25 protein-coding genes and 1 tRNA gene are annotated in these 24,448 nt (G+C 63.1%); 10 read left to right on the top strand and 16 right to left on the bottom strand.

Annotation, left to right across the window (positions count from 1 at the left end; genetic code table 11):
* Positions 1-45 precede the first annotated feature (45 nt).
* On the top strand, positions 46-369 hold the full coding sequence (locus AC1Q6J_RS13635) for a polyhydroxyalkanoic acid system family protein (RefSeq protein WP_492279817.1): 324 nt from the start codon (positions 46-48) through the stop codon (positions 367-369).
* Positions 370-554: 185 nt separating this feature from the next.
* Here the strand turns inward: AC1Q6J_RS13635 and AC1Q6J_RS13630 are convergent.
* Together AC1Q6J_RS13630 and cpdR are read right to left on the bottom strand one after the other, a co-directional pair.
* A tRNA-Val gene (locus AC1Q6J_RS13630) sits at positions 555-629 on the bottom strand.
* 105 nt (positions 630-734) lie between these two features.
* On the bottom strand, positions 735-1,097 hold the full coding sequence (gene cpdR, locus AC1Q6J_RS13625) for a cell cycle two-component system response regulator CpdR (RefSeq protein WP_002713397.1): 363 nt from the start codon (positions 1,095-1,097) through the stop codon (positions 735-737).
* A 224-nt stretch (positions 1,098-1,321) separates the two neighbouring features.
* On the opposite strand from cpdR, the gene AC1Q6J_RS13620 reads away from it, so the two are divergent.
* Together AC1Q6J_RS13620 and hisN are read left to right on the top strand one after the other, a co-directional pair.
* The gene (locus tag AC1Q6J_RS13620; RefSeq protein WP_492279816.1) at positions 1,322-2,209 is read left to right on the top strand and encodes an N-formylglutamate amidohydrolase; all 888 of its coding nucleotides are present in this window, start codon (positions 1,322-1,324) and stop codon (positions 2,207-2,209) included.
* 532 nt (positions 2,210-2,741) lie between these two features.
* Positions 2,742-3,524, top strand: coding sequence for a histidinol-phosphatase (gene hisN, locus AC1Q6J_RS13615; RefSeq protein WP_492279815.1), 783 nt, complete (start codon positions 2,742-2,744; stop codon positions 3,522-3,524).
* A gap of 19 nt (positions 3,525-3,543) precedes the next feature.
* On the opposite strand, the gene AC1Q6J_RS13610 is transcribed toward hisN, so the two are convergent.
* Positions 3,544-4,437, bottom strand: a complete 894-nt coding sequence (locus AC1Q6J_RS13610; RefSeq protein WP_492279814.1) for a LysR family transcriptional regulator — start codon at positions 4,435-4,437, stop codon at positions 3,544-3,546.
* Positions 4,438-4,532: 95 nt separating this feature from the next.
* Here AC1Q6J_RS13610 and AC1Q6J_RS13605 point away from each other — a divergent pair, with 95 nt between their 5' ends.
* Both AC1Q6J_RS13605 and arfB read left to right on the top strand, forming a co-directional pair.
* Positions 4,533-5,300, top strand: a complete 768-nt coding sequence (locus tag AC1Q6J_RS13605) for a sulfite exporter TauE/SafE family protein (protein ID WP_492279813.1) — start codon at positions 4,533-4,535, stop codon at positions 5,298-5,300.
* A 24-nt stretch (positions 5,301-5,324) separates the two neighbouring features.
* A complete protein-coding gene (arfB, locus tag AC1Q6J_RS13600; protein ID WP_492279812.1) occupies positions 5,325-5,744 on the top strand; it encodes an alternative ribosome rescue aminoacyl-tRNA hydrolase ArfB in 420 nt (139 codons plus the stop codon).
* A 230-nt stretch (positions 5,745-5,974) separates the two neighbouring features.
* On the opposite strand, the gene AC1Q6J_RS13595 is transcribed toward arfB, so the two are convergent.
* Positions 5,975-6,286, bottom strand: a complete 312-nt coding sequence (locus AC1Q6J_RS13595; RefSeq protein ID WP_492279811.1) for a hypothetical protein — start codon at positions 6,284-6,286, stop codon at positions 5,975-5,977.
* A gap of 310 nt (positions 6,287-6,596) precedes the next feature.
* Between AC1Q6J_RS13595 and mutL the strand changes: the two genes are divergently transcribed.
* Positions 6,597-8,411 (top strand): DNA mismatch repair endonuclease MutL, encoded by a 1,815-nt coding sequence (mutL, locus tag AC1Q6J_RS13590; protein ID WP_492279810.1) that lies wholly within the window; start codon positions 6,597-6,599, stop codon positions 8,409-8,411.
* Positions 8,412-8,791: 380 nt separating this feature from the next.
* Here the strand turns inward: mutL and rsmD are convergent, their stop codons facing one another.
* Together rsmD and AC1Q6J_RS13580 are read right to left on the bottom strand one after the other, a co-directional pair.
* Positions 8,792-9,364, bottom strand: a complete 573-nt coding sequence (rsmD, locus tag AC1Q6J_RS13585) for a 16S rRNA (guanine(966)-N(2))-methyltransferase RsmD (protein WP_492279809.1) — start codon at positions 9,362-9,364, stop codon at positions 8,792-8,794.
* A 136-nt stretch (positions 9,365-9,500) separates the two neighbouring features.
* On the bottom strand, positions 9,501-11,582 hold the full coding sequence (locus AC1Q6J_RS13580) for a pseudouridine synthase (RefSeq protein WP_492279808.1): 2,082 nt from the start codon (positions 11,580-11,582) through the stop codon (positions 9,501-9,503).
* Between the two features lie 162 nt (positions 11,583-11,744).
* Here AC1Q6J_RS13580 and AC1Q6J_RS13575 point away from each other — a divergent pair, with 162 nt between their 5' ends.
* Positions 11,745-12,191 carry a nucleoside deaminase gene (locus tag AC1Q6J_RS13575; protein WP_492279807.1) on the top strand — a complete coding sequence of 149 codons (447 nt, stop codon included), beginning with the start codon at positions 11,745-11,747 and terminating at the stop codon, positions 12,189-12,191.
* Positions 12,192-12,200: 9 nt separating this feature from the next.
* On the opposite strand, the gene AC1Q6J_RS13570 is transcribed toward AC1Q6J_RS13575, so the two are convergent.
* The 3 genes from AC1Q6J_RS13570 to purD form a co-directional block, all read right to left on the bottom strand.
* Positions 12,201-12,647: a GNAT family N-acetyltransferase gene (locus AC1Q6J_RS13570; RefSeq protein ID WP_492279806.1), complete on the bottom strand. Its 447-nt coding sequence runs from the start codon at positions 12,645-12,647 to the stop codon at positions 12,201-12,203.
* Entirely contained in the window at positions 12,647-13,555 is a 909-nt protein-coding gene (locus tag AC1Q6J_RS13565; RefSeq protein ID WP_492279805.1) for an alpha/beta fold hydrolase, read from the bottom strand. The genes AC1Q6J_RS13570 and AC1Q6J_RS13565 overlap by 1 nt, the downstream gene beginning before the upstream one ends.
* Before the next feature lie 159 nt (positions 13,556-13,714).
* Positions 13,715-14,983, bottom strand: a complete 1,269-nt coding sequence (gene purD / locus AC1Q6J_RS13560; RefSeq protein ID WP_492279804.1) for a phosphoribosylamine--glycine ligase — start codon at positions 14,981-14,983, stop codon at positions 13,715-13,717.
* Positions 14,984-15,064: 81 nt separating this feature from the next.
* On the opposite strand from purD, the gene xseA reads away from it, so the two are divergent.
* Positions 15,065-16,525 (top strand): exodeoxyribonuclease VII large subunit, encoded by a 1,461-nt coding sequence (gene xseA, locus AC1Q6J_RS13555; RefSeq protein WP_492279803.1) that lies wholly within the window; start codon positions 15,065-15,067, stop codon positions 16,523-16,525.
* 94 nt (positions 16,526-16,619) lie between these two features.
* Positions 16,620-16,844: a DUF2093 domain-containing protein gene (locus tag AC1Q6J_RS13550; RefSeq protein ID WP_492279802.1), complete on the top strand. Its 225-nt coding sequence runs from the start codon at positions 16,620-16,622 to the stop codon at positions 16,842-16,844.
* Positions 16,845-16,847: 3 nt separating this feature from the next.
* On the opposite strand, the gene lpxK is transcribed toward AC1Q6J_RS13550, so the two are convergent.
* Genes lpxK through AC1Q6J_RS13520 form a run of 6 tightly spaced genes read right to left on the bottom strand, consistent with a single transcriptional unit; the run spans position 16,848 to position 22,372 of the window.
* Positions 16,848-17,858, bottom strand: a complete 1,011-nt coding sequence (gene lpxK / locus AC1Q6J_RS13545) for a tetraacyldisaccharide 4'-kinase (RefSeq protein WP_492279801.1) — start codon at positions 17,856-17,858, stop codon at positions 16,848-16,850.
* Complete coding sequence (locus AC1Q6J_RS13540) at positions 17,851-19,155, bottom strand: 3-deoxy-D-manno-octulosonic acid transferase (protein WP_492279800.1); 1,305 nt, start codon at positions 19,153-19,155, stop codon at positions 17,851-17,853. The genes lpxK and AC1Q6J_RS13540 overlap by 8 nt, the downstream gene beginning before the upstream one ends.
* Positions 19,148-19,861 (bottom strand): lysophospholipid acyltransferase family protein, encoded by a 714-nt coding sequence (locus AC1Q6J_RS13535; protein WP_492279799.1) that lies wholly within the window; start codon positions 19,859-19,861, stop codon positions 19,148-19,150. Before AC1Q6J_RS13535 ends, AC1Q6J_RS13540 begins: the two co-directional genes overlap by 8 nt.
* Positions 19,858-20,106 (bottom strand): DUF4170 domain-containing protein, encoded by a 249-nt coding sequence (locus tag AC1Q6J_RS13530; RefSeq protein WP_492279798.1) that lies wholly within the window; start codon positions 20,104-20,106, stop codon positions 19,858-19,860. The genes AC1Q6J_RS13535 and AC1Q6J_RS13530 overlap by 4 nt, the downstream gene beginning before the upstream one ends.
* Before the next feature lie 60 nt (positions 20,107-20,166).
* Positions 20,167-20,988: a 3'(2'),5'-bisphosphate nucleotidase CysQ gene (locus tag AC1Q6J_RS13525; RefSeq protein ID WP_492279797.1), complete on the bottom strand. Its 822-nt coding sequence runs from the start codon at positions 20,986-20,988 to the stop codon at positions 20,167-20,169.
* The gene (locus tag AC1Q6J_RS13520; protein WP_492279796.1) at positions 20,975-22,372 is read right to left on the bottom strand and encodes a TldD/PmbA family protein; all 1,398 of its coding nucleotides are present in this window, start codon (positions 22,370-22,372) and stop codon (positions 20,975-20,977) included. Before AC1Q6J_RS13520 ends, AC1Q6J_RS13525 begins: the two co-directional genes overlap by 14 nt.
* Before the next feature lie 433 nt (positions 22,373-22,805).
* Between AC1Q6J_RS13520 and AC1Q6J_RS13515 the strand changes: the two genes are divergently transcribed.
* Complete coding sequence (locus AC1Q6J_RS13515) at positions 22,806-23,336, top strand: DUF6101 family protein (protein WP_492279795.1); 531 nt, start codon at positions 22,806-22,808, stop codon at positions 23,334-23,336.
* Positions 23,337-23,501: 165 nt separating this feature from the next.
* On the opposite strand, the gene ubiA is transcribed toward AC1Q6J_RS13515, so the two are convergent.
* Complete coding sequence (ubiA, locus tag AC1Q6J_RS13510; protein ID WP_492279794.1) at positions 23,502-24,434, bottom strand: 4-hydroxybenzoate octaprenyltransferase; 933 nt, start codon at positions 24,432-24,434, stop codon at positions 23,502-23,504.
* Positions 24,435-24,448: the final 14 nt, after the last annotated feature.

Genomic DNA, 24,448 nt, shown 5'->3' with positions numbered 1-24,448 from the left:
GTTGCTATAATCGGCCTTCCAACGCGCATCGCCCGAGGCACGGCATTGGCTCAACCATTCATCGTCTCCATTCCCCACAAGCTGGGGAAGGAAGAAGCGACCCGCCGCCTGAAGGCCGGGCTCGGCAGCGTCCGCTCGGAATACGGAAAGATTCTTCAGATCAATGAGGAGATCTGGAGCGGCGATCGTCTCGCATTCCAGTTGACCGCGTTGAAACAACAGGTCAGCGGAACGATCGAGGTGGCGGAAGATCACGTCAGGCTTGAGGTGATGCTGCCCTGGCTGCTCGCAGGCCTGGCGCACGGCGTTCAGGCGACGATCCGGTCGCGTGCCACGCGCATGCTGGAGAAGAAAACAACGGACGTGTGATCGGCACGAACAAAGCCCGGCATTGCCGCCGAAAAAACGGCTGTTTTGGTCATGAAAAATCCCGCAGTCCCCAAGGAAACCCTGGGGGGCATCCGGGTCGTGACAATCGGCGACAAGCCTGGAGGAGGATTTCAGATGCTCGCAGTATCCCGAATATCGCGGGGCTGCGCACAAATGAGAAGGAATGGTGGGCGCGACAGGGATCGAACCTGTGACCCCCTCGATGTCAACGAGGTGCTCTCCCGCTGAGCTACGCGCCCTTAAAGACCACTGGTGCCGGGATGCGTCCCTATATCGGCTTGGATCGCCGCAGGCAAGGACGGGAAGACGTGTTTTGGGGCAAATTACCCCCGAATCGGCAGCCCTCAGGCCGCCAGCATCTTGTTCACTTCGCTGACCAGCTCGCGCAGGTGGACCGGCTTGGACAGCACCTTGGCGTTCTTCGGCGCCTCGGAGTCCGAATTCAGCGCGACGGCGGCAAAACCGGTGATGAACATGATCTTGATGTCGGGATCCAGTTCCGACGCGCGGCGCGCCAGTTCGATCCCGTCCATCTCCGGCATCACGATGTCGGTTAGAAGCATTTCAAAAGGCTCTTCGCGCAGCCTCTGATAGGCTGACAGCCCGTTGTCGTAGGACGAGACCTGAAACCCGGCATTCTCCAGCGCTTTCACCAGAAAGCGGCGCATGTCGTTGTCGTCTTCGGCAAGGAGAATTTTGTGCTGCATGGCCCTGATCGCGTGAATGGAGAAGTCCGCTGCCCTCTATTTGCCCCCATGGTAGTAAATTTCGGGTGAAGGTGAAGTTCCTATTGGCAGACCGGCCGGGTTTGCGTTCAATGATGTCCGGCAAAACACCCTGCTTTTCCGGCGAGAATGTGTTGCCCAGGCAGGCATTTCAGCAGCGGCGAGCATAACGCCGCGGATGAGGATGGCGAGGAAAAGAGGCGGCAATGACCCAGTTCGAGGACGAGTTGTCGCCTCCGTTCGAGATCATCGAGCCGCCGGTCTGGCGCGCGCCGATCATCTTCAATTCCCCGCATTCAGGATCGGTCTATCCGCGCGAATTTCTGGCTGCATCCCGCATCGATCAGGCAGCGCTGCGGCGTTCGGAAGATTCGTTCATGGACGAAATCATCGCCGATCTCACCGGCCGCGGATTTCCGATCGTGCGGGTGAACTTTCCGCGCTCCTATGTGGACGTCAATCGCGAGCCCTATGAACTCGATCCGCGCATGTTCGCCGGACGCCTGCCGAGCTTCGCGAATACGCGCTCGATGCGGGTCGCGGGCGGCCTCGGGACGATTCCGCGCGTGGTCGGCGATGGCCAGGAAATCTATTTCGAACGCCTCGATGTCGAGGACGCGCTGAACCGGATCGAGGCGCTCTACAAGCCTTATCATCGCGCGTTGCGCCGCCTCATCAACAAGGCGCACCAGGCGTTCGGCACGGTCATTCTGGTCGATTGCCATTCGATGCCGTCGGTGGGCGTCACCCGCGATGAACCCAGGCGCCCCGACGTCGTGATCGGCGACCGCTATGGCACAAGCTGCTCAGGCCTGCTGCCCGATGTCGTCGAGGAAACGCTGACCGGACTGCGATACTCGGTGGGCCGCAACAAACCCTATGCGGGCGGCTTTATCACCGAACACTACGGCAACCCGGCCAGCGGGCTGCATACGATCCAGCTCGAACTCAATCGCGCGATCTACATGGATGAGCGGCGGCGCGAGCGTGGCCCGCAATTCCGCAAGGTCGCTGATGATTTCATGGTGCTGGCGGAGGCGCTGGCTGCGATCCCGCTCGACAGCCTCGGACCGTTCCAGGCGGCGGCAGAATAAACTTCCGCCTGCGAATCTCTTCGCATGAGAAGTATCCGCGTTGCCGCCCTCGCCCAAGAAAAAAGGGCCACTCGCGAAAGCAAGTGGCCCAAGTCTAGGGAGGAAACGCCCAAGGAGGGCAGCAATAACGCGAGGCGTTATCGCACCGCAACAATATGCAACCGCAGCGCACTCAGAGCAAGTATTTTTAAAGATTTAGCCATGCCTTAGGCGCATGACAGACTTGCGGCATCTCAGTCGGGTAAAAATACAATTCATTAGAAATAACAATACTTTATAGAGAAATATGACAATTGGAGGATGCCAAAAAAGCATGAAAATGCACCCAAGAACTGAATATTGAATCCCATTCATTAGCTCGCGGGCTTTCATTTGCACCTTCGCTTTGGAATCTCAAAGTAAGGAATGAACATTCCGGTTAGTGGCCTGCTGTCAGAATTTCAGGCGGTTGCCCTGTCCGGACTCTTATAGGGCCGTAACAGGTTCGCACTTACACTCCATCAAGCACCATGGCCGCTCCAAAGGAATCCCCGTGACGGTTATCGACTTCACCGCTTTCATCGAACGACTGGCGACCGCTTCGGGCGACACCATCCTTCCCTTCTTCCGCACCTCGCTCGGCGTCGAGAACAAGAACACCGGACGCGATCTCGATCCGGTCACCGAAGCTGACCGCGCCGCAGAGGCCGTGATGCGCCGGATGATCAAGGACAGCTTTCCGCTGCATGGCATTGTTGGCGAGGAGTTCGGATCGGAGCGTGCCGACGCGGAATATGTCTGGGTGCTCGATCCGATCGACGGCACCAAGTCTTTCATCGCCGGCCTGCCGATCTGGGGCACACTGATCGCGCTGATGCACAACGGCGCGCCGGTATTCGGTATGATGCATCAGCCCTATATCGCCGAACGCTTCAGCGGCGACGGCGGCTCCGCGCGTTACGACGGCCCGTCCGGCAAGCGCAAACTGTCGGTGCGGCGCTGCGCGTCGCTGGCGGAGGCGACGCTTTTCACCACCAGTCCCCGATTGATGAAGTCGCCGGACCGCGCGCAGTTCGAGCGTGTCGAAGCCGGCGTGCGGTTGTCGCGCTACGGCGGCGATTGCTACGCCTATTGCATGCTCGCCGCGGGACATCTCGATCTCATCATCGAGACCGAATTGAAAGCCTACGATGTCGCGGCCCTGATTCCGATTGTCACCGGCGCGGGCGGCATTATCACCACGTGGGACGGCAAGCCTGCGCAATCCGGCGGCCGCATCGTCGCGGCTGGCGATCCGCGCGTTCACGAAGCGGCGATGAAGATCCTGAATACATAGAGCGCCTCAATCGCCTGCACTAAATCTTCGCAAACATCCTCAGGTGATCCGCAAGCTGCTGCACCGGCCGCGGCAACGACGGCCGGCTGCAGGTGCAGATCGCCAGTCTGCGGCTGGTCCACGGATCGCTCATCCTCACCGTCTTGATCTTTATTGAGCGGCTGTAGCGGCGCGCCGCGGCCTCTGGAATGATCGCCACGCCGACGCCGGCCTCCACCATCTGGCAGACCGCATCGAAACTTCTAAGCCGCGCACGTATCCGCAGACGGACTCCGAGTTGCGCGGCATGGGTCGCGATATGACTTTGCAAGGCGCTGGCCTCGGTCAGGCCGACAAACTCGCGGGCAGCGACATCGCGAAAGCCCGTCTGACGGCGCTGCGCGATCTCGTCGCCGGGCGGCACGATCAGCACCAGCCGATCGTCGCAGAACGGAAACCGATCGAGCCCCTCGGGCAGCATCGCATCGACCGCGAGACCGATATCGGCTGCGCCCGACGCCAGCGCCGTGGCAATCTCCACACTCTCGCGCTCTTCGATGTCGATGCTGATCGCCGGATATTTCGCCAGAAACGACGCCAGCGCCTTCGGCAGATGCTCGCTCGCGCCGGATGTGTTGGCCAGCATGTGGATGCGCGCCCTCAGCCCGCGCGCATAGGCGCTGAGCTCGCCCTGCATCGCCGCCATCTGATGCAGCACGATCCGGGCATGGTCGAGCAGGCTTTCGCCCGCGGCCGTGAGCCTGATGCCGCGCCTCTGCCGCTCGAGCAACGGCACCCCCAGCGCCGCTTCCATGCCCTTGATGCGCGCGCTGGCCGAGGCCAACGCCAGCGCCGACCGCTCGGCGCCGTGGGTGATGCTGCGCGCCTCGGCGACCGCCACGAACAACCGCATATCCACCAGATCGAAATGCATGGCCACGGCCCTTTACAGTGCCTTCGCCAAAGCCGAAGGCTTGTTCCGTATCCTCCAGATTGTGCAGTTTGCCGCCCTCGGTCAATGTACACGCCATGTCCAGTTCACTCTCCGATCCGATTCTCCTGATCGTCATCGCCGCGGTCTTCCTGCTGGCGGGCTTCGTCAAGGGCACCATCGGCATGGGCCTGCCCACCGTGGCGATGGGTCTTCTCGCCACGCGGATGCCGCCGGCGCACGCGCTCGCCATCGTGATCGTGCCCGCCATTGTCACCAACATCTGGCAGACTTTCATCGGCCCCTATCTGCGCGACATCGTGCGCCGGCTGTGGCCGCTGATGATCGGCACCGTGCTCGGCATCCTGTCGGGCGGCGGCCTGATGACGGGTCCCTATGCGCGCTACGGCACCATCGTGCTCGGCGTGCTGCTGGTGATCTATGCGATCATCGGGTTGTCCAAGGTCCGCTTCAGCGTGGCGCGCCGGAACGAGAAATGGCTCGGCGGCATTGTCGGCCTGGTTACCGGCGTGATCTCGGCTGCGACCGGCGTTCAGGTCATTCCCTCGATGCCCTTCATGCAGGCCATCGGCATGGAGAAGGACGAACTGGTGCAGGCGCTCGGTGTCTTCTTCACCACGGCGACCGTCGCGCTGGCGTTCAACCTCACCGATGCGGGACTGCTGAATGCGACCGTCGCCATTCCCGGCCTTGTCGCGATGGCAACCGCCTTCGCCGGCATGTACCTCGGCCAGCTTCTGCGCTCGCGCATGGATGCGGATACGTTCCGGCGCTGGTTTCTGATTGCGATGCTGCTGCTCGGGATTTATCTCGCGGGCGAAATGCTGGTGCGCATTCACGGCTGAGCAGGATCATGCTAGGCGTAGCCCATGATCCGGGTCACACGCGACATTACGATTGACGAGAAGGACCTCGACATCGCGTTCGTTCGCGCCTCGGGCCCGGGCGGACAGAATGTCAACAAGCTCTCGACCGCGGCGCAATTGCGCTTCGATGTACGGCGTCTCACGCTTGAACCGGACGTGCTGACGCGGCTGACCACGCTCGCGGGCCAGCGCATGACCAGGGACGGCGTGATCGTCATCCATGCGCAGCGCTTCCGCACCCAGGAGCGCAACCGCGCCGACGCCATCGACCGGCTGCTGGAACTGTTACGCGAGGCCGCCGTTCGCCCGAAACCGCGCCGCGCCACGAGGCCGACCCTCGGCTCCAAGATGCGCCGTCTCGACGGCAAGAAGCGCCGCGGTGACGTCAAGGCAAAGCGCAATACGCGCAGCTTCGACGACTAGTGGAGTAGATTTGACATTCGCTCCCCGCTGGCAGCGGGTTAGCAAAGCGAATGTCAAATCTAAACTCCACTAGACTTATATTTGCCAGTGGTCCTTTGATTCTAACATTCGCAAGAAGCCTGCTGAAGTGGGATGCGAATGTTAGAATCGGACCACTGGCACGAAAAACTCCGGCCGCGAACGCGACCGGAGTTCTGTCTTGCGGGAAAGGGCGGGATTTGCGGAACAGCTTACCGCTTGAGGCTACCGGCAGCGCCGCCGGCGGCGCCAGCCGCCCCGTTGACGGCACCGCCCGTGCCCGATCCGACAGTGCCTTTCGCGCCGGTCTGTGCGCCGCCCCCGGCATTCGCGCCCGAGCCTCCGACGTGTGAATCAACGCCTGCTCCTGTGTTGGCGCCACCGGAAATTCCAGCGGGGCCGTTGACACCGCCCTGCGCGCCGCCGCGAACCCGTGTGTCAGATGAAACGCCCTGTGCCAGTACAGCGCCAGTCAGCATTGCCGAGGCTGCGAGTGCAATTGCTGCAGTTTTTACGACCTTCATCCACTTCTCCTTGCAATGGCGAGGTTCAATCCGGCTTCGTTCTGGACGCCGTCCGCATCAGCCGGATGAATTCGCCGAGATATTTCTCACGAACGGCGCACACGCATGCAAACTGCGTCGTGTGACCATTGTTCAGAGATTTAGGGGTCATTTCGCGGAGATTCCGCCACAGGCCGACCGCATATGCGGCGATTCAATGAGTCCTGTGCGAAGCGGTGAAAGCCGCACAAATGGGACCGGATGAGGTTCCCTTTGATCCATCGAACCCGGTAAAATACGCCGCGCCGTATCGAGTCGCCCTGGAACCTCCATGCCCGTCCGCCAGCTCCCCATTCAGATCGTCAACCGCATCGCCGCCGGCGAAGTGGTGGAACGGCCCGCGAGCGCGGTGAAGGAACTGGTGGAGAACGCCATCGATGCCGGCGCTTCCCGCATCGACATTTTCACCGAGGGCGGCGGCCGGCGGCGCATCGCCATCACCGACGACGGCGCGGGCATGACACATGACGATCTCGCGCTGTCGGTCGATCGTCACGCCACATCGAAGCTCGACGACGAAGACCTGCTGCGGATCCGCACGCTGGGTTTTCGCGGCGAAGCGCTGCCCTCGATCGGTGCGGTGTCAAAGCTCAGCATTGCCACGCGGCATGCCAGCGAGCCCCATGCATGGACGCTGAATGTCGATGCCGGAGTGAAGTCCGATATTGTACCGGCGGCGCTGACAGCAGGAACACGCGTCGAAGTCAGCGATCTGTTCTACGCCACACCGGCGCGGTTGAAATTTCTCAAGACCGACCGCACCGAGGCCGAAGCGGTTCGCGAAGTCGTGCGCCGCCTGGCAATGGCGCGGCCTGATATCGCGTTCTCATTGTCCGGCGAGGAGCGCGCGCCCGTGACCTGGGCTGCCGCGCTGCCCGGTGCGGCGGGCCGCCTGACGCGGCTCGGCGATATTCTCGGGGCGGACTATCGCGCCAGCGCCATTGAGGTGCATGCCGAGCGCGACGGCGTGAGTGTCGAAGGCTTTGCGGCGGCTCCGTCTCTGACGCGCGCCAACGCGCTGGGGCAATACCTGTTCGTCAACGGCCGCCCGGTGCGCGACAAACTGATCCTCGGCGCGGTGCGCGCGGCGTATGCGGATTATCTGCCGCGCGACCGGCATCCCGTGGTGGCGCTGTTCGTAACGCTGGATACGCAGGACGTCGATGCCAACGTGCATCCGGCGAAAACCGAAGTGCGCTTTCGCAATGCCGGGCTGGTGCGCGCGCTGATCGTGCATGCGCTGAAGGACGGTCTCGCCCGCGAGGGCAAGCGCACCGCTGCGAATTCCGACGGCGCCGCGATCATGGCGTTCCGCCCCGGCAGCATTCCGCACGGCGGCTGGGACTGGCGGCGCTCGCCGAACTTCCCCGCGGCTCCCGCTGCGCCGGCTTATGCGAATGCGTTTTCCTCCCATACGTTTGCCGAAGCCGCGCAGGCCGCGTTCGATACCGGCGCGCCGACCGCCGACGTGCGCTACGAGCAGGCGCCCGCGAGCGAATTGATTGACCGCCCGCTCGGCGCGGCCCGCACCCAGATTCACGAAACCTACATCGTGTCGCAGACCCGCGATGGACTGGTAGTGGTGGACCAGCACGCCGCCCATGAGCGCATCGTCTACGAGCGGCTGAAGGCCTCGCTCGAACGAAACGGCGTCCAGCGGCAGATCCTGCTGATCCCCGAAATCGTCGAGATGGACGAAGCCACTGTCGAGAGGCTGGTCGCGCGCGCGGGCGAACTGGAGAAATTCGGACTCAGCATCGAATCCTTCGGTCCCGGCGCGATCGCCGTGCGCGAGACGCCATCGCTGCTGGGAAAAGCCGATGCGGCGTCACTGCTGCGCGATCTCGCCGAGCACATGGCCGAATGGGACGAAGCCTTGCCACTCGAGCGGCGGCTGATGCATGTCGCGGCCACAATGGCCTGTCACGGCTCGGTGCGGGCGGGGCGCATCCTCAAGCCCGAGGAAATGAACGCGCTGCTGCGTGAGATGGAAGTGACACCGAATTCCGGCCAGTGCAATCACGGCCGTCCGACCTATGTCGAACTCAAGCTCGCGGACATCGAAAAGCTGTTCGGGCGGCGGTGATCTTCGTTAGAGCGCTATAATTGGTTGAGGTCATCAAATGGCGAGTCATTGGAGAAGGCGACGCTCTCACCCACGACGTTTAAGGTCGGGAGGCATCACCTTCATTTCTGCCACTTGGGAGCTGAGATCAGAAAAACGCAAGAAACCGACGCCTGCTTATCGTCATCGTTGTCCAGATTGCGGCGTGATGGTTGTTAGCGTCCGGATGAAACGCGGTGGCTGGGCACACTTTGAAGGCGCGAACGGTCTAGGGCGGGTTAAACATCCCTGCTTTAACCGAGGTGACAGGCTCGGCCGACGACGCGATAACGAAACGCCTGACCTATTTGAAAAACAAGAACCGCCCAAGGACAAAATCGACTAAACTATCGAAACAATTGTTAGCCCATGGAATCACCGACGCTCGCCCGCAGAAACACGAACTCGGTATCGTCATAGGCGCGGCGCTCGAGCTCCTCGAATCCCTCGGGCGCCTTGAACTCCGCCGCCTTCGATTCCTCGACGACGACCAGCGCCTCCGGCGTCAGCCATTTGCCGTCGCGCAACGACGCCAGCGCCTTGTCGGCAAGTCCGCGCCCATAGGGCGGATCGAGAAACACCAGCGAGAACGGCTCGACCGGATAGGCGGGGCCGAGATTGGTCGCATCGCGGCGATAAACCTTGGTCACGCCGCCCAGCCCCAGCGCTTCGACATTGTTGCGCAACAGCGCTCGCGCCTCCGCGCCGTTGTCGACGAACAGCGTGAACGCCGCGCCGCGCGAGACCGCCTCGATGCCGAGCGCGCCGGTGCCGGCGAACAGGTCGAGCACCCGTGCGCCGTCGATCGGGTTCTCGTAGGCATGCATCAGGATATTGAACAGCGACTCGCGCAGGCGATCCTGCGTCGGACGGATATCGTTCGACGCGGGCGAGGCGATGTTGCGGCCTCTCAGACGACCACCAACGACGCGCATGACTAACCACCGTCATGCCCGGCCTTGTGCCGGGCATCCACGTCTTTTTCACCGGGGTTCGCAGAAGACGTGGATGGCCGGGACAAGCCCGGCCATGACGCCTTGAGAATTGAGGGTTGCGCGCGAACGATCACGCTCAGTCTTCCGTGGTGTCTCGTGGCTTCAGATCGCGCTTGCCCTTGTAGCCGCGCGTCGGGCGGCGCATTGGGCCATAGCCGCTGGCTTCTTCCTCGTTGCGCGCATGGGCCTCGTCGCTGCCCGCACGCGTCACCAGGATGCGGCGGCCCTTGCGATCCGCGATCAGACCGCTCTTCGTACCCGCAGGCTTGATGCGGCCTTTGCCACGCGGCGCATCTTCGTCTTCCGCGGCCTGCTTGACCGGCTTGTCGAACTGCGCACCGGACATCGCGACGATCTTCTCGCCGAGCTGCTCGCGCAGCACCCGCGACTTGATCTCCTCGACCTGGCCTTCCTCGATCTCGCCGAGCTGGAACGGCCCGTAGGAAATGCGGATCAGCCGGTTCACCTCGAGACCGAGATGCGCCATCACGTTGCGAACTTCGCGGTTCTTGCCTTCGCGGATCGCAAACACGATCCAGACGTTGGCGGCCTTGTCGCGCTCCAGGGTCGCATCGATCGATCCGTACTTGACGCCATCGACCTCGACACCTTTCTTCAACTCGTCGAGTTGAGCCTGCGTGACTTCGCCGTGGGCGCGGACGCGGTAGCGCCGCAGCCAGCCGGTGTCCGGCAGTTCCAGCGCGCGGGCAAGCCCGCCGTCATTGGTCAGCAGCAGCAGACCTTCGGTGTTGAAATCGAGCCGGCCGATGCTGATAAGGCGCGGCAATCCCTCGGGCAGATTGTCGAACACCGTCGGACGGCCCTCGGGATCGTCGTGGGTGGTCATCAGGCCGCGCGGCTTGTGATAGAGAAACAGCCGCGTGCGCTCGCGCTCCGGCAAGGGTTTGCCGTCGATAGTGACGACGTCGTTGGCCGTGATGTCGAGCGCCGGTGAATTGATAACGCGGCCGTTGACGGCAACGCGGCCCTGCACGATCCAGTCCTCGGCATCGCGGCGCGAACAAAGCCCCGCACGCGCGACGATCTTGGCGATGCGCTCGCCGGTTTTTTTCTTTTCCGGCGCGGCCCGCTGCGGGCGCCTGTCGAAATCGGGCTTGCGCTCCCGGTATTCGCCGCGGCCGCCGAACGCGGGGCGTTTGGCGAAGACCTTGCTGTCGTCCTCATTGTCGCGGCGCGGACGGTCGCGGGTTTCGCTGCGCGGATGTTCCTGCCAGTCGCTGCGGCCACGCGGCGCGCGGTCATCACGCGGCTTGTCGAAGCGCGGACGCGAAAAACGCGGACGCTCGCTCTGGTCGCGGTCGCCACGATCGGAACGGGGCCTGTCGAAACCACCTTCACGGCGCGGCGGACGGCTGTCGCTGTCACCTGACGGTGCGCGCTTCTGCCACGGTTTTTCGTCACCCCGATCCTCACCGCGGCTGAAATCCCTGCGCGGGCCGCGTTCCGCACCGCGCGCGGGCCGGTCGTCGCGATTGAACCGCGGGCGCTCGTCGCGCTGCGGCCGGTCGTCCCGGTTGAAGCGGGCGGGGCGTGCATCGCCGCCCTCGCCGCGCGGCCTGTAGGGCCGCTTCTCACCGAACTTCCTGTCTTCGAATTTTTTATCCTGAAAACGCCCGGCGCCGGCGCCGCGCGGCGCGCGGTCATCGCGATCACGCGGCTTGAAAGAACGGCCCTCACCGCGATCCTCACGCGGTCTGAACGAACGTCCTTCGCCGCGATCTTCGCGCGGCTTAAAGGAGCGTCCCTCGGGACGATCGCCACGCGGCTTGAACGGACGGCCTTCGCCACGATCCTCGCGTGGCTTGAATGAGCGCGCTTCGCCGCGATCCCGCGAGCCGAATTCCTTGCGCGGGCCGCGCTCCGGTCCGTCTTTCCGGAAATCGTCGCGCTTGCCGGCATAAGGTTTCGCCCCATAGGGCCGCTTGTCCCCGATTGGGCGCTTGTCGCCAAACTTGCGGTCACCGAATTTCTTGTCGCCGCGCGGGCCGCCAGACCGTGCGGGCCGCTCGTCGCGCGAGCTTCCACCACTGCGCGAGCCGCCGCCGGGGCGGCCTCTGCCGCCGGCCTTGTAGCCTCCACCCGCTCCGCCTTCACGGCGCGGCGGACGGCCGTTGTTTTTATCGTTGTCGCGGGGCATGAATGATCTCTCAGGACGTTGGCCGGAATATCGAACTGTCGCACAACGTGAAATTGGCTGGCGGCACGCGCCCTTGTAAATCAGGGCGCATTTTCGCGCAAAACCGGTTCTCGCGTTTGCTGAAGCCGTTGTACTAACAGAGTTTATCGCCGGAAACGAGGCATGACGGCACGATCTTTCATGGATTTGGCGCTGAAACAGGCCGAAATCGCCGAAACAGCCGGGGAAGTGCCGATCGGCTGCGTGATCGTGCGGGACGGCAGGGTGATCGCGCAGGCCGGCAACCGCACCCTTGCCGACCGCGATCCGACCGCGCATGCCGAGATTCTGGCAATCCGCGAGGCCGCCCGCGTCACCGGCAGCGAGCGCCTGACCGATTGCGATCTCTATGTCACTTTGGAACCCTGCACCATGTGCGCGGGGGCCATCTCGTTCGCCCGCATCCGGCGGCTTTACTATGGCGCGAGTGACCCGAAAGGCGGCGCGGTGGACTCAGGCGTGCGGTTCTTCGCCTCGCCGACGTGCCACCACGTGCCGGAAATTTATCCGTCGTTCGGCGAGAGCAAGGCCGCTGCGCTGCTGACGAATTTCTTCAAGTCACGACGATAGCAAGCCGGATCACAGGTTGATCTTCATGCCCTCATGCGAGGCGTCGAGGCCGAGCCGCACATAGAAGCGCTGCGCGTCGACACGGCGCTTGTCGGTCGTGAGCTGCAATTGCTTGCAGCCGCGGGCACGCGACTTGTCGATCATCGCATCCATCATCTGTTCGCCGATGCCGAGACCGCGCAGCGAACGATCGACCCGCACACCTTCGACCTTCGCGATCCAGCTTCCGTGATATGACATTCCGGGAATGAAGGTGAGTTGCAGGCAGCCCATGGCCGCACCCTCGTGATCCCAGACATAAAGCGTGTTGTTGGGGTCCGCCGCGATCGCATCGAACGCAGTTTCGTATGCCGCCATGCCCCCGGAGAAATCCTCGCGCCCGCGCGCGACCTCATCATCCGCCAGCATTTCAACAATCCGCCGGATGTCTTCTCGCCGTGCCTCACGTATTGCCATCAATCCTGCCCCTGAAAGAATTTAAGTAATGCATCTGCCGTTTCCCGCGGGTTTTCCTCGGCGAGGAAGTGGCCCGCGTCGATGGCTTGCCCGCTGACATTTGTCGCCCACCTGCGCCAGGTGTCGAGAGGGCCTGAGGCCGAGGACGCAATGCCCGCCCCGCCCCACAGCGCCAAAAGCGGCACCGTGATCCTGTTGCCGGCCTCAACGTCGGCTTTGTCCTGTTCGAAATCAGCATAGGCCCCGGCGCGATAATCCTCGCACGCCGCGTGAATGCGCAGCGGATCGCGGAACGCCGTCAGGTAATGTTCAACCGCACGCGGATCGAACGGATCGGGCGCATCCTCCTTGGCCCAGCTTTTGAAAGTGCGGCCGAAATAATCGTCGGGATTCGGCGCGATCAGATTTTCCGGCAATGGATGCGGCTGCGCCAGAAACGCCCAGTGATAAATCCGGAGCGCGAAGCCGCGATCCATCTTCGCCCAGTAATCATAGGTGGGCAGAATATCGAGCGTCGCGAAACGCGACAGCCGCCCGGGATGATCGAGCGCCAGCCGGTAGGCGACGCGGCCGCCGCGGTCGTGACCTGCGAGACCGAAATGCACATGGCCAAGCTTTTCCATCGCCTCGACCATCACCTGCGCCATGGCGCGCTTGGTGAACGGCGTATGGTTCTCGTCGGTTTTCGGCACGTCGGACCAGCCGTAACCAGGCAAATCCGGCATCACGAGCGTGAAGTTTTCCGCCAGCATCGGCGCGACGCGATGCCACATCACATGGGTCTGCGGATAGCCGTGCAGCAGCAGCAATGGCGGGCCCTTGCCGCCGACGCGGGCGAAAATGCGGCCACCGCGCGTGCTGATCCATTCGGATTTGAAGCCGGGAAAAAGATCGGCGAGATCGGGCATGGGATTCCTGAACCCTGTTGTTATCCCCGCGAACGCGGTGACCCATACTCACTGAATTCAATGATCGAACGTCAATCTTGCAACAACACCGTCCCGCGACGAAAATTTCAGATGAATAACAACATTCGGTGGTTTTAGGTCCCTGCCTTCGCGGGAAGGCTAGGATTTCTTCTCCCGCGCCACCGCCTGCCAGCCAATATCGCGGCGGCAGAAGCCTTCCGGCCATTTGATGAGGTCGATAGCCTCATAGGCCCGGCGCTGCGCCTCGCCGACAGTCCCGGCTGTCGCGGTGACATTCAGCACCCGCCCGCCGTTGGCGAGGATCCTGTTCCCGTCCGCCCTGGTGCCGGCGTGGAATATCTCGACGCCCTCGACCTTCGCGGCGTCATCGAGCCCCTCGATGGTGGTGCCCTTGGCATAGTCGCCGGGATAGCCCTTCGCCGCCATGACAACGGTGAGCGCGGGCTCCGGATACCAGCGCAGATCGAAATGTTTCAGTTCACCCTCGACCGATGCCAGCAGCGCCGGCACGAGATCCGACATCAGGCGGATCATCAGCACCTGCGTTTCGGGATCGCCGAACCGCGCGTTGTATTCAATCAGTTTCGGACCATCTTTCGTAATCATCAGACCCGCGAACAGCACGCCCTTGTAAGGCATGCCCATCGCCTTCATCGCGTGCAGCGTCGGCAGGATGATCTCGCTCATCGTCCGCTCGCGCACCGCGTCGGTGAACACCGGCGCCGGCGAGTAGGCGCCCATGCCGCCGGTATTCGGCCCCTTGTCGCCGTCGAAGGTCCGCTTGTGATCCTGCGCGGCAGCCAATGGCAACGCTGTGTCGCCATCACACAGCACGAAGAACGAGGCCTCCTCGCCCTCCATGAATTCCTCAACGACCGCCTCCGCACCTGCGGCGGTGAACAGCGCATCGACAGCGGCTTCGGCCTCATTCAACGTCATCGCCACCACGACGCCCTTGCCGGCTGCGAGACCGTCAGCCTTCACCACAATCGGCGCGCCCTGCTTGCGGATATAGGCTTTCGCCGCCTCCGCATCGCGAAAGCGTTCATAGGCCGCGGTCGGAATGTTGTTCGCCTTGCAGATATCCTTGGTGAAGCCCTTGGAGCTTTCGAGCTGCGAGGCGGCCTTGCTGGGGCCGAACGCCTTGATGCCCGCTGCCGTCAGATCGTCGACGATGCCGGCCGCCAGCGGTGCTTCAGGGCCGACCACCACGAGGTCGACCTTGTTCATCTTGCAGAAGCCGATCACCGCCGCATGATTCGCGACATCGAGCGCGACGCATTCGGCCTCGCGGGCGATGCCGGCATTGCCCGGCGCGCACCACAGCTTTGTCAGCAGCGGCGAAGCCGCCATTTTCCACGCCAGCGCGTGTTCGCGCCCGCCGGAACCGATCAAAAGGATATTCATGGATAAGGGTCGAACCAGCGTTTCTGGGATGATAGAAGGGTTTAACATGGTGTTTGACCACCGCAACAGATTCGAATCCTGATGAAATCGACTGCCGCCGAACCGCTGCCCAATTCACCGGAATTTACCGTTTCGGAGCTATCCTCGGCCCTGAAGCGCACGGTGGAGGACGCCTACGGCCATGTGCGGGTGCGCGGCGAAATCTCGGGCTTTCGCGGCCCCCATTCGTCGGGCCACTGCTATTTCGCCCTGAAGGACGACAGCGCCAAGATCGAGGCGGTGATCTGGAAAGGCGTCCATGGCCGGATGCGGTTCAAGCCGCAGGAAGGCCTGGAAGTCATCGCCACCGGCAAGCTCACCACCTTTCCGGGCTCGTCGAAATACCAGATCGTGATCGAGGCGATCGAGCCCGCCGGCGTCGGCGCGCTGATGGCGCTGATGGAAGAGCGCAAGAAGAAGCTCGCCGCCGAGGGCCTGTTCGATGAAGCGCGCAAGCAGCTTCTGCCTTGGCTGCCCGACGTGATCGGTGTGGTGACCTCACCGACCGGCGCCGTGATCCGCGACATCCTGCACCGGCTGGAAGACCGTTTCCCGCGCCGCGTGCTGGTGTGGCCGGTGCGCGTGCAGGGCGAAGGCTCCGCCGAGCAGATCGCCGCCGCCATCCACGGCTTCAACGCGCTTGAAGAAGGCGGCCGGATTCCACGGCCCGATCTTTTGATCGTCGCGCGCGGCGGCGGCTCGCTGGAAGACCTGTGGTCGTTCAACGAAGAGATCGTGGTGCGTGCCGCGGCGGAGAGCATGATCCCGCTGATTTCGGCGGTGGGGCACGAGACCGACGTCACGCTGATCGACTTCGCGAGCGACAAGCGTGCGCCGACGCCGACCGCGGCGGCCGAGATGGCGGTGCCGGTGCGCGCCGAACTCGCTATCGAGATTTCCAGCCTTGCGCGTCGCAGCTTCGCTTGCTGGCAGCGCAGCCACGAGCATCGCCGCGCCGAATTGCGCAGCGCCGCGCGTGCGCTCCCGAAAGCCGTCGACCTTCTGAATATTCCGCGCCAGCGCCTCGACCGCGCCAGCGCGCAACTGCCCCGCGCACTGCGCGCCAACGCGCATGTCTATGAGCGGCGGCTGTCCGCGATCGGCGGACGGCTGACGGTGACGGCGCTGCGCACGCAGATCGATCGCGGCAAGGAGAAAGTAGCGCGGCTGGCGGCAAGCGCGCGGCGCAGCGCGGATCTGCATATCCAGCAGCGCGAGACGCGGCTGAGGTATGTCGCGCAGCTTTTGAATGCGCTGTCCTACAAGGGCGTGCTGGATCGCGGCTTCGCACTGGTGCGCGACGAACAGGGCCAGCCGCTGCATGCCGCGGCCCATGTCGGTTCCGGCCAGCATCTCACCATCGAGTTCGCCGATGGACGCATCGGCGCGACGGCGGATGGCGAGGGAACAGTTGCGGCGAAGCCGAAAGCACCGCCGGCAAAGCCTGCGTCGAAGCGAACCACCGATTTCGGCGTCAAAAAGGTCCAGGGCGACCTTTTTTGAGCCGCCGAAAAGGGTTTCGCCGCCTCTCCTGTATGCCTATATTTAAGTCCTCTCTCCGGACGACACTCCGCCGGACCCGACAAGGACAGTTATCGTGCTCAATAAATTCGGGCCTTCCGGCCAGGGCGAAGCGCAGATCGAATATCTCGACGGCGATTTTCGCGTGACCTCCCCCGGCTCCTACGTGCGCTGCGCCATCACCGGCGAACACATTCCGCTGGATGAGCTGAAATACTGGAGTGTCGACCGGCAGGAAGCCTATGCGACGCCGGAAGCCGTGTTGCAGCGACATTATCCGGCGCAGCTGAAGAAGGCCTGAGATTTATCGCGTGCGGGCTTTCGCCAGCCGCGCGATCACAAAATTCCGCAATGTCGCTTCATCCTCGAACGTCAGCGTGACCGCGAAGGTCACGATGCGGCCGGCATGAACCTTGAGGCGCGCATCGCTGCCGAGGCGCGCCATATCTTTCCCGGTTGTCACCAGGGTAAGTGACTTTGCTGCGGCATCCGACACCAGCCGCCCGATCTCGTCCGGCGTGAACGGATGATGATCGGCGAAGGCCCTTTGCTCGATCACATTCACACCGCTGGCGCGCAACGTCGCGAAAAACCGCGCCGGATCGCCGATTCCTGCAAAGGCCAGTACGCGCTGACCGCGCAACCTGTCGACTGAGACTTGATCCGGAACAAGGCGCGCCCGCAGCACAGGCGCGCCACGCTTCAATACCGTGGCTGCAATGTCATTGGCTGCATCGCCCTGGCCGATCACAATCAGCGCGTCAGTGCGCGCGATCTGCGGTTCGAGAGGCGCGCGCAACGGCCCTGCCGGAAACACATCGCCGTTGCCGACGCCGCGCGCGGCGTCGATCACGATCAGCGACGCATCCTTCGCAAGCGCCGGATTCTGAAAGCCGTCATCCAGCAGAACAACTGTCGCGCCCTGCGCACGCGCCAGTGCGGCGCCGGCGGCGCGGTCCCGCGACACCATGACGGGCACGCCCAAAGCCATCATCAGCGGCTCATCGCCGACATCGGCTGCTGAATGCGACGCCGGATCGACGCGCAGAGGCCCTTGCAGCGTTCCACCATAGCCGCGGCTGACCACGAATGGCCGCTCGCCCAGCTCGCGCAGGAGTTTCACCAGCGCGAGCGTCGCCGGCGTCTTGCCCGCGCCGCCGAGGTGATAGTTGCCGATGCAAAGAACCGGAATTCCGGCGGATGAACCATCGCGCGACATCCGCTGCGCGGTAATCGTTCCATAGATCGCGCCGAGCGGCGCAAGCAATCGCGATAGCAATGATGGCGGCCGATACCAGAAGGCCGGCTCACGCATCGGAGCTCCCTCCCTCCAGCCGCAACTGCAGGAGATATGGCTCCAGCGCGCTGAGCGTCTTGTCCAGCGCGCCGCCGAGCCGGCTGACAACGGTTTCCGCCGCGCCAACCGAACGCTGCCGCGCGATCGGATTCACCAGCAGATGCCCGAGCGATTTCACGAAATCCTCGCCGGTCTCGGCGCGAATGGCCCCGCCGGACTGATTGAGCGCGTCGTAGATGTCGTCGAAGTTGAACACATGCGGCCCATGCAGGATCGCGGCACCGAGCTTGATGCCCTCGATCGGATTCTGCCCGCCATGCGCCACCAGCGAACCGCCCATGAACACCACCGGCGCCAGCCGGTAGAACAATCCGAGTTCGCCCATGGTGTCGGCGACGTAGATATCCGTCTCAGTGCCCGGCAGTTCGTCCTGCGAGCGCAAGGCGACCCGCATGCCGCGATCCGTCAGCATCCGCGCGATGGCCGCGCCGCGATTGGGATGACGCGGCACGATCACGCTCAGCAATTGCGGCATCCGCGCCGCCAGACGCCGATGCGCATCGAGAATGATTTCGTCCTCGCCGGGGTGCGTGGAGGCCGCGAGGAACACCAGCCGGCGCTGCATCGCCTCCCTGAGACGCTCCAGCTTTTTCACGTCCGCCGGCGGACCTTCGACGTCGAGCTTCAGATTTCCGGATGTGACGACGTTCGGGCAGCCCAGCGCCGCGAAGCGCTCGGCGTCGCGGTCGGATTGCGCAAGGCAGAGATCGAAACACTCCAGCAGCGTGGAGATCGTGCCGCGCAGTTTCTGCCAGCGCGGGAACGAACGCGGCGACATGCGGCCATTGATGATGACCATGGGGATGCGCCGCTCGGCGCTGGACAGGATCAGATTGGGCCAGATGTCCGACTCGATAAACAGCGCCAGGCCCGGCTTCCAGTGATCGAGAAAGGCCGACACGAAGCGCGGCGAATCGAACGGCACGTATTGATGAATGACGTCGGGCGGAAACCGCCGCGCGACAATGGCCGCCGACGTCACTGTGCCCGAGGTCAGCAGGATGCGGACATTCAGCGCGCGCAGCCGTTCGATCAGCCCGGCCGCCGCAAGCACTTCGCCAACGCTCGCGCCGTGAATCCAGATCAGCGGGCCGGGCGGGCGCTCCACGCCGGCAACACCGCGACGTTCGCCGAGCCGTTCGGGATCTTCCTTGCCCTGCTTCAGCCGCCGCGCGATCAGTGGCGCCGCCAGCGGCGCGGCAAGAGCCGACAGCCGCCGATACGCCGCAAGCGTCGCTGGGAGCGCGCTAGGCATGAAGACCCTCGTCCGGCAGTCCGACCAGTTCATAGGCCCGGCGCGTCACCTCGTTCAGCCGCTCCTCAAGTTGCAAGCGCAGCGTCTGCATCATCTCGGTGTCCGCGTCGGACGGCACCCAGAGAATCTCGCCCGCGGCAATGACACCGCGCCCGAACGGCAAATGAATGACGGAGCGATCCCAGTTGTTGAGGCGTTTGAACCGGCTGGTGGCGATCGCCACCGGCAGGATAGGCCGGCCGGACTCGCGCGCCAGCATGATGATGCCGAGTCCCGCCTTGCGCGCAACCTTCGGCACGTCCGCGGTCAGCGCCATATTGATCTTTTCTTCCAGCGTCCGCAGCATCATCTTGAACGCGCTGACGCCGCCCTTGCGGTGAAACTCCGTCCCATGATCGCCGGAACCGCGCACAGTCCCGACGTCAAGGCGTTTCGCCGCGATTGCATTGATCTCGCCGTCGCGATGACGCGAGATCAGAACCCTGGCGGAGTACTGCTTGAGCTTCAGGAACGGCATCATGAAGTGCTGGCCGTGCCAGAACGCGATGATGACCGGCATGTCCGGTTCGATCTGCTTGTAGACATTCGGCGGATCGAGGGTGAAGCGGTTGGTCCACCACACCAGACGCAGAAATTCGGCCGCGGTGAAACCCACGGCATGCTGCACCCAGCTCGAGCGGCCGAGATTTCGAAGGAATCGTTTCAAGGGGCGGACTTTGAATCTTGACCGGGATCGAGCAGCCGGTGGAGATGGACGATGAAATAGCGCATGTGGGCGTTATCGACGGTTTGCTGGGCCTTGCCCTTCCACGCCGCATAGGCGGCAGCGTAGTTGGGGAACAGGCCGACGACCTCGACCTTGTCGAGATCCTTGAAAGTCACGTGATCGAGGTCGAGAAGTTCGCCGCCGATGACGAGGTGAAGCAACTGCGGTTGCACAGTTTCCGACATGAGTGTTTTCCCAAAAACCAGTGACCGGCTCACGAATTCAAGCAAAAAACGTGCTCGCGATCACCACGGAATCGGATTTTCCCGAAAATGTTTGACAATATGCGCGTGCCGCGCATGCCCCGCCGCCACCAGCAGCCCGTGACGAACGTCGGTCTGATTATAAACCAGACGTTCTCCGGCCAGTGAGGTCATTTCCCCGCCCGCTTCGTGCACGATTAAATCGGCTGCGGCAAGGTCCCAATCGCGGCTGTGCCCGGCGGCAAACGCGGCATCAAGCCGCCCATCCGCCACCCGCACCAGCCGTAACGCCAGCGATCCGATTTTCGGGTGGAGCGATTCGCCCTCGCGCATCCCGCCCAGACGCTCGACCAGAGGTTTGGGCCCTGCAATCTTCGGAAAATCGATCGCGGTGCCGGACGCCGTCGCAATCCGCGCTCCGTTCAGCAGGGCGCCCCGCCCGCACGTTGCGAAAAAGAACTCGTCGCTTGCAGGCGCGAAAACCGCGCCGAGCAGCGGCGATCCGTCTGCAACCAGCGCGACAGAGACCGACCAGTCGTCCTGCCGCGCGAGGTAGGCGCGGGTGCCGTCAATGGGATCGACGATCCATGTCAGCGATTTGCCAAGCCGCGACGGATCGTCGGCGCTTTCTTCCGAGAGCCATCCGTAATCCGGTGTCGCGGAACGCAACCGCGCCTCGATGAGATCGTTGACCGCGATGTCGGCCTCGGATACCGGCGACGACTTGCCCTTGATCCAGGTTTTCAGCTCAGTGCGAAACAGATCGAGCGCCAGCGCACCGGCTTCGCGCACCACGTCGGCCAGCAGTGCAGCGTCACGCGTCAGGACGGTATCGCTCATCATATCGGAATCAGCGACCGGCAATCGTCAACTCCCCGACGCGCACGGTCGGTGCGTTGACGCCGTATTTGAACGCAAGGTCGTTGGCGGGAACCATCGATCTGAAAATCTCGAGCAGGTGACCCGCGATGGTCACTTCGCTCACCGCATAGGTCAGTTGTCCGTTCTCGATCCAGAATCCCGCAGCGCCCCGGCTGTAGTCGCCGGTCACGCCATTGACGCCTGACCCGATCAGATCGGTGACATAGAAACCTTCCCTGATGTCGGCGATCAGCTCAGCGGGCGACAGCGATCCAGCCTCAAGGTGAAGATTGTAGGGGCCGGGCGACGGCGACGACGAAACGCCGCGATGGGCGTGCCCCGTGGTGGCCAGGCCCAGTTCGCGCGCGGTCGCGGAATCCAGCAGCCACGTCGTCAACACGCCGTCGTCGATAATCGCCTGCTTCCTGGTTGCGACACCTTCAGAGTCGAAGGCCTGCGACCGCATCCCGCGCACGCGCAACGGATCGTCGATGACGCGAATATCCTTGTCGAACAATTGCTGACCGAGGCGATCCTTCAGGAAACTCGTCTTGCGCGTGATCGATGTTCCGTTCACCGCGCCGACCAGATGGCCGACCAGCGAGTTCGACACGCGCGGATCGAACACCACCGGCGCCTTGCAGGTCGCGACCTTGCGCGGGTTGAGCCGCGCCACGGTGCGCTCGCCCGCACGTTGCCCGACGCTTGCCGGGGATTCGAGATCGGAGCCGTGGATCGCCGACGTGAAATCGTAGTCGCGCTCCATGCCGGTGCCTTCACCCGCGATCGCCACCGCCGAGATGCTGTGGCTCGAACGCAGGTAAGACCCGTGAAAGCCGGTCGAGGTCACGAGCACCATGCCGCCGATACCCGCGGACGCGGACGCACCGCCGGACTTCGACACGCCCTTGACTGCAAGTGCTGCGGCTTCCGCTTCCAGCGCACGCCGCTCCAGTTCATCGACCGAGGGCACCTTCGGATCGAGCAGGTCGAGATTTGGAAACTGTTTCGCCAGCAACGACGGATCCGCGAGGCCGACATATTCATCGTCGGGCGCGACCTTCGCCATCGCCACCGCGCGCTCGGCGAGCTTTGCAGCATCGCCGCCGATGTCACTGGTTGAAACCACCGCCTGCCGTTTGCCGACGAACACACGCAAGCCGACATCGTCGCCTTCGGACCGTTCCGATTCCTCGACCTTGCCATCGCGGATCTCGATGCTCTGCGATACGCCGCGCACCGCGATCGCGTCCGCCGAGTCCGCGCCTGCGCGCTTCGCCGCTTCCACGAGACGCTGCGCCAGATCGCTCAACGCTGTCTGATCGAGCAATCCGGATGTCGTTGATTTTGGCGATGGCGACAATGACGCGTTTGGTGAAGAGTTCACAAACAAATTCCCGAGGCTTGAAGGCGAATGCAACATATCATGAGATGTGCCTGTTTTACGCGGACTTCAAGCATTTTCGGGGCCCCTTGCGAAAGATATTTCGTGGTCCGGTGGTCCGGTTCTGACATTCGCATCTTGTCTCAGCGGCATTCTTGCGAATGTCAGAACCAAAGGACCACCAGCAACTATAGTTTCCAGTGTCCTTTCGAATCCGACGTTCGTTACGGAAAGCTCGGCAAAAGGAGGCGAACGTCGGAATTCGGGACACTGGCAAGGTCTCGTCAATCATCCGCGCCAACCTCTCGTCAATCATGAGAACTGAAGCAAACACAGTGAGAGACGATTAACCAGCCTTCTTAAGCGGATTCGGACGCGGCTCTGGCATGTTCCTCCCATCGACCGGGAACATAATTCCGGCGTGGGAGATAAAGCCGTGAGGCGTCAATTCGGAGTCGGCGGGGTGCAACCCGTCGGGTCGAGCTGCATGTTGCAGCTCGACCCCCATTCTTTGCCGGTCAGCTTTGAGGCGCGCGATGGCCGCGCCGATGGCGGCGTCAGGCATATCGAAATCAATCGCGAACGCGTCACCGTGCGCCGTGCCGTCGGCGGCATCCGCATGGCGATCAATGTCCGTGTCAGCGAATTTCTCGGCATCGCATGCCGTGAAACCAACGACGGACGCGCGCTCGTTCTGGTTCACAGCGATCCGTCGCTGTCGGTACCGCTGCTGGTCACCGCGGACGATCTGCATCTGGATATGGCCTGGCAGATGTGGGGCGATCTGTTTGCCCTGCCGCAGATCGAGGACGAAGCAGGCGATGCCCGCGAGCCCGCGCCGCGCCGACGCCGCCGCAATATCATCAAGGATCGCCGTCCGAAGTTTCTCGTGCGCCGCAAGGCTGGCCGCCCTGCAATGGAGCAGTCCATTCATCGCGGCGAACGCGAAATCATCGCGCGCCACTAGTACCCACTTTCCGAAGTTCGTGATCCGTTTCAGCACTACCTTGCGCGAACTTCGGAAAGTCATGGGTACTAGCAAACTTAGGATTCCAGTACCGCTTTCTATTGGAAGTTCCTGACCGGACTTGCAGCTGACACTGCAGGAACTTCCAATAGGCGGTACTGAGATCTAGAAACTCCGCAGCACAGCGTCGGCGAGCAATCCGGCGAACAGCAGCAATCCGGCGTTGCGGTTCGACTTGAACAACCGCAGGCACAGGGCTGAATCATCGATACGGATGGTCCGCACCTGCCAGACCAGATGTGCGGCGAACGCCGCCAGTCCGATCCAGGCGAACCACTGCGAGCCGCCGCGCCACAACGCGGCGCCGATCAGCACCACGGCAATGCTGTAGAAAATCGTCAGCGCGAGTTGCGTCCGCTCCCCAAACAGCAGCGCCGTCGACTTGATGCCGATCAGCACATCGTCCTCGGTATCTTGATGCGCGTAGATGGTGTCATAGGCAATCACCCAGGCGATCGAGCCTGCGTAGAGAAAAAGCGCCGTGGCATCGATCCGCGCCAGGATGACAGCAAATCCCATCAGCGCGCCCCACGAGAACGCGAGACCCAGAAACACCTGCGGCCAGTAGGTGACCCGCTTCATGAAGGGATAGATCGCAACCACCACCAGCGAGGCAATGCCGGTGAGGATCGCAAAGCCGTTGAATTGCAGCAGCACCGCAAGCCCGACCAGCGCCTGCACCACCAGAAAAATCGCAGCCTGTGTCACCGTCACCTGACCTGACGGGATTGGCCGCGACCGGGTGCGCTCGACCTGGTTGTCGAGATCCCTGTCCGTGATGTCATTCCAGGTGCAACCTGCGCCGCGCATCGTCACCGCGCCGGCAAAAAACAGCACGATGACCAGCGGCAGTCCGCGCACATCATGGGCGATGCCCGCGGCTAGGGCCGCCGACCACCAGCACGGCAACAGCAGCAGCCACCATCCGATCGGCCGGTCGAACCGCGACAGCCGCAGATAGGGCCGCGCCCACACAGGCGCAAGGGTATCGACCCAGTTCGAAGTGGAGTCAGCGACAGGGGTCGCGGCGTTGCTCATCCCAACCCTTCCCG

It is taken from the genome of Afipia sp. MLSD5-FHT05B12 (assembly GCF_058793355.1).
Note: the sequence above shows the minus strand (reverse complement) of the source record. Positions and strands in the feature narration are given on the sequence as shown.

What these genes read in the sequence shown, in the direction of transcription:
- cpdR (WP_002713397.1), bottom strand. Translation starts at nt 1,097, where the DNA reads ATGCAGCACAAAATTCTCCTTGCCGAAGACGACAACGACATGCGCCGC.
- AC1Q6J_RS13620 (WP_492279816.1), top strand. Translation starts at nt 1,322, where the DNA reads ATGACCCAGTTCGAGGACGAGTTGTCGCCTCCGTTCGAGATCATCGAG.
- AC1Q6J_RS13610 (WP_492279814.1), bottom strand. Translation starts at nt 4,437, where the DNA reads ATGCATTTCGATCTGGTGGATATGCGGTTGTTCGTGGCGGTCGCCGAG.
- AC1Q6J_RS13605 (WP_492279813.1), top strand. Translation starts at nt 4,533, where the DNA reads ATGTCCAGTTCACTCTCCGATCCGATTCTCCTGATCGTCATCGCCGCG.
- arfB (WP_492279812.1), top strand. Translation starts at nt 5,325, where the DNA reads ATGATCCGGGTCACACGCGACATTACGATTGACGAGAAGGACCTCGAC.
- AC1Q6J_RS13595 (WP_492279811.1), bottom strand. Translation starts at nt 6,286, where the DNA reads ATGAAGGTCGTAAAAACTGCAGCAATTGCACTCGCAGCCTCGGCAATG.
- mutL (WP_492279810.1), top strand. Translation starts at nt 6,597, where the DNA reads ATGCCCGTCCGCCAGCTCCCCATTCAGATCGTCAACCGCATCGCCGCC.
- rsmD (WP_492279809.1), bottom strand. Translation starts at nt 9,364, where the DNA reads ATGCGCGTCGTTGGTGGTCGTCTGAGAGGCCGCAACATCGCCTCGCCC.
- AC1Q6J_RS13580 (WP_492279808.1), bottom strand. Translation starts at nt 11,582, where the DNA reads ATGCCCCGCGACAACGATAAAAACAACGGCCGTCCGCCGCGCCGTGAA.
- AC1Q6J_RS13575 (WP_492279807.1), top strand. Translation starts at nt 11,745, where the DNA reads ATGACGGCACGATCTTTCATGGATTTGGCGCTGAAACAGGCCGAAATC.
- AC1Q6J_RS13570 (WP_492279806.1), bottom strand. Translation starts at nt 12,647, where the DNA reads ATGGCAATACGTGAGGCACGGCGAGAAGACATCCGGCGGATTGTTGAA.
- AC1Q6J_RS13565 (WP_492279805.1), bottom strand. Translation starts at nt 13,555, where the DNA reads ATGCCCGATCTCGCCGATCTTTTTCCCGGCTTCAAATCCGAATGGATC.
- purD (WP_492279804.1), bottom strand. Translation starts at nt 14,983, where the DNA reads ATGAATATCCTTTTGATCGGTTCCGGCGGGCGCGAACACGCGCTGGCG.
- xseA (WP_492279803.1), top strand. Translation starts at nt 15,065, where the DNA reads ATGAAATCGACTGCCGCCGAACCGCTGCCCAATTCACCGGAATTTACC.
- lpxK (WP_492279801.1), bottom strand. Translation starts at nt 17,858, where the DNA reads ATGCGTGAGCCGGCCTTCTGGTATCGGCCGCCATCATTGCTATCGCGA.
- AC1Q6J_RS13540 (WP_492279800.1), bottom strand. Translation starts at nt 19,155, where the DNA reads ATGCCTAGCGCGCTCCCAGCGACGCTTGCGGCGTATCGGCGGCTGTCG.
- AC1Q6J_RS13530 (WP_492279798.1), bottom strand. Translation starts at nt 20,106, where the DNA reads ATGTCGGAAACTGTGCAACCGCAGTTGCTTCACCTCGTCATCGGCGGC.
- ubiA (WP_492279794.1), bottom strand. Translation starts at nt 24,434, where the DNA reads ATGAGCAACGCCGCGACCCCTGTCGCTGACTCCACTTCGAACTGGGTC.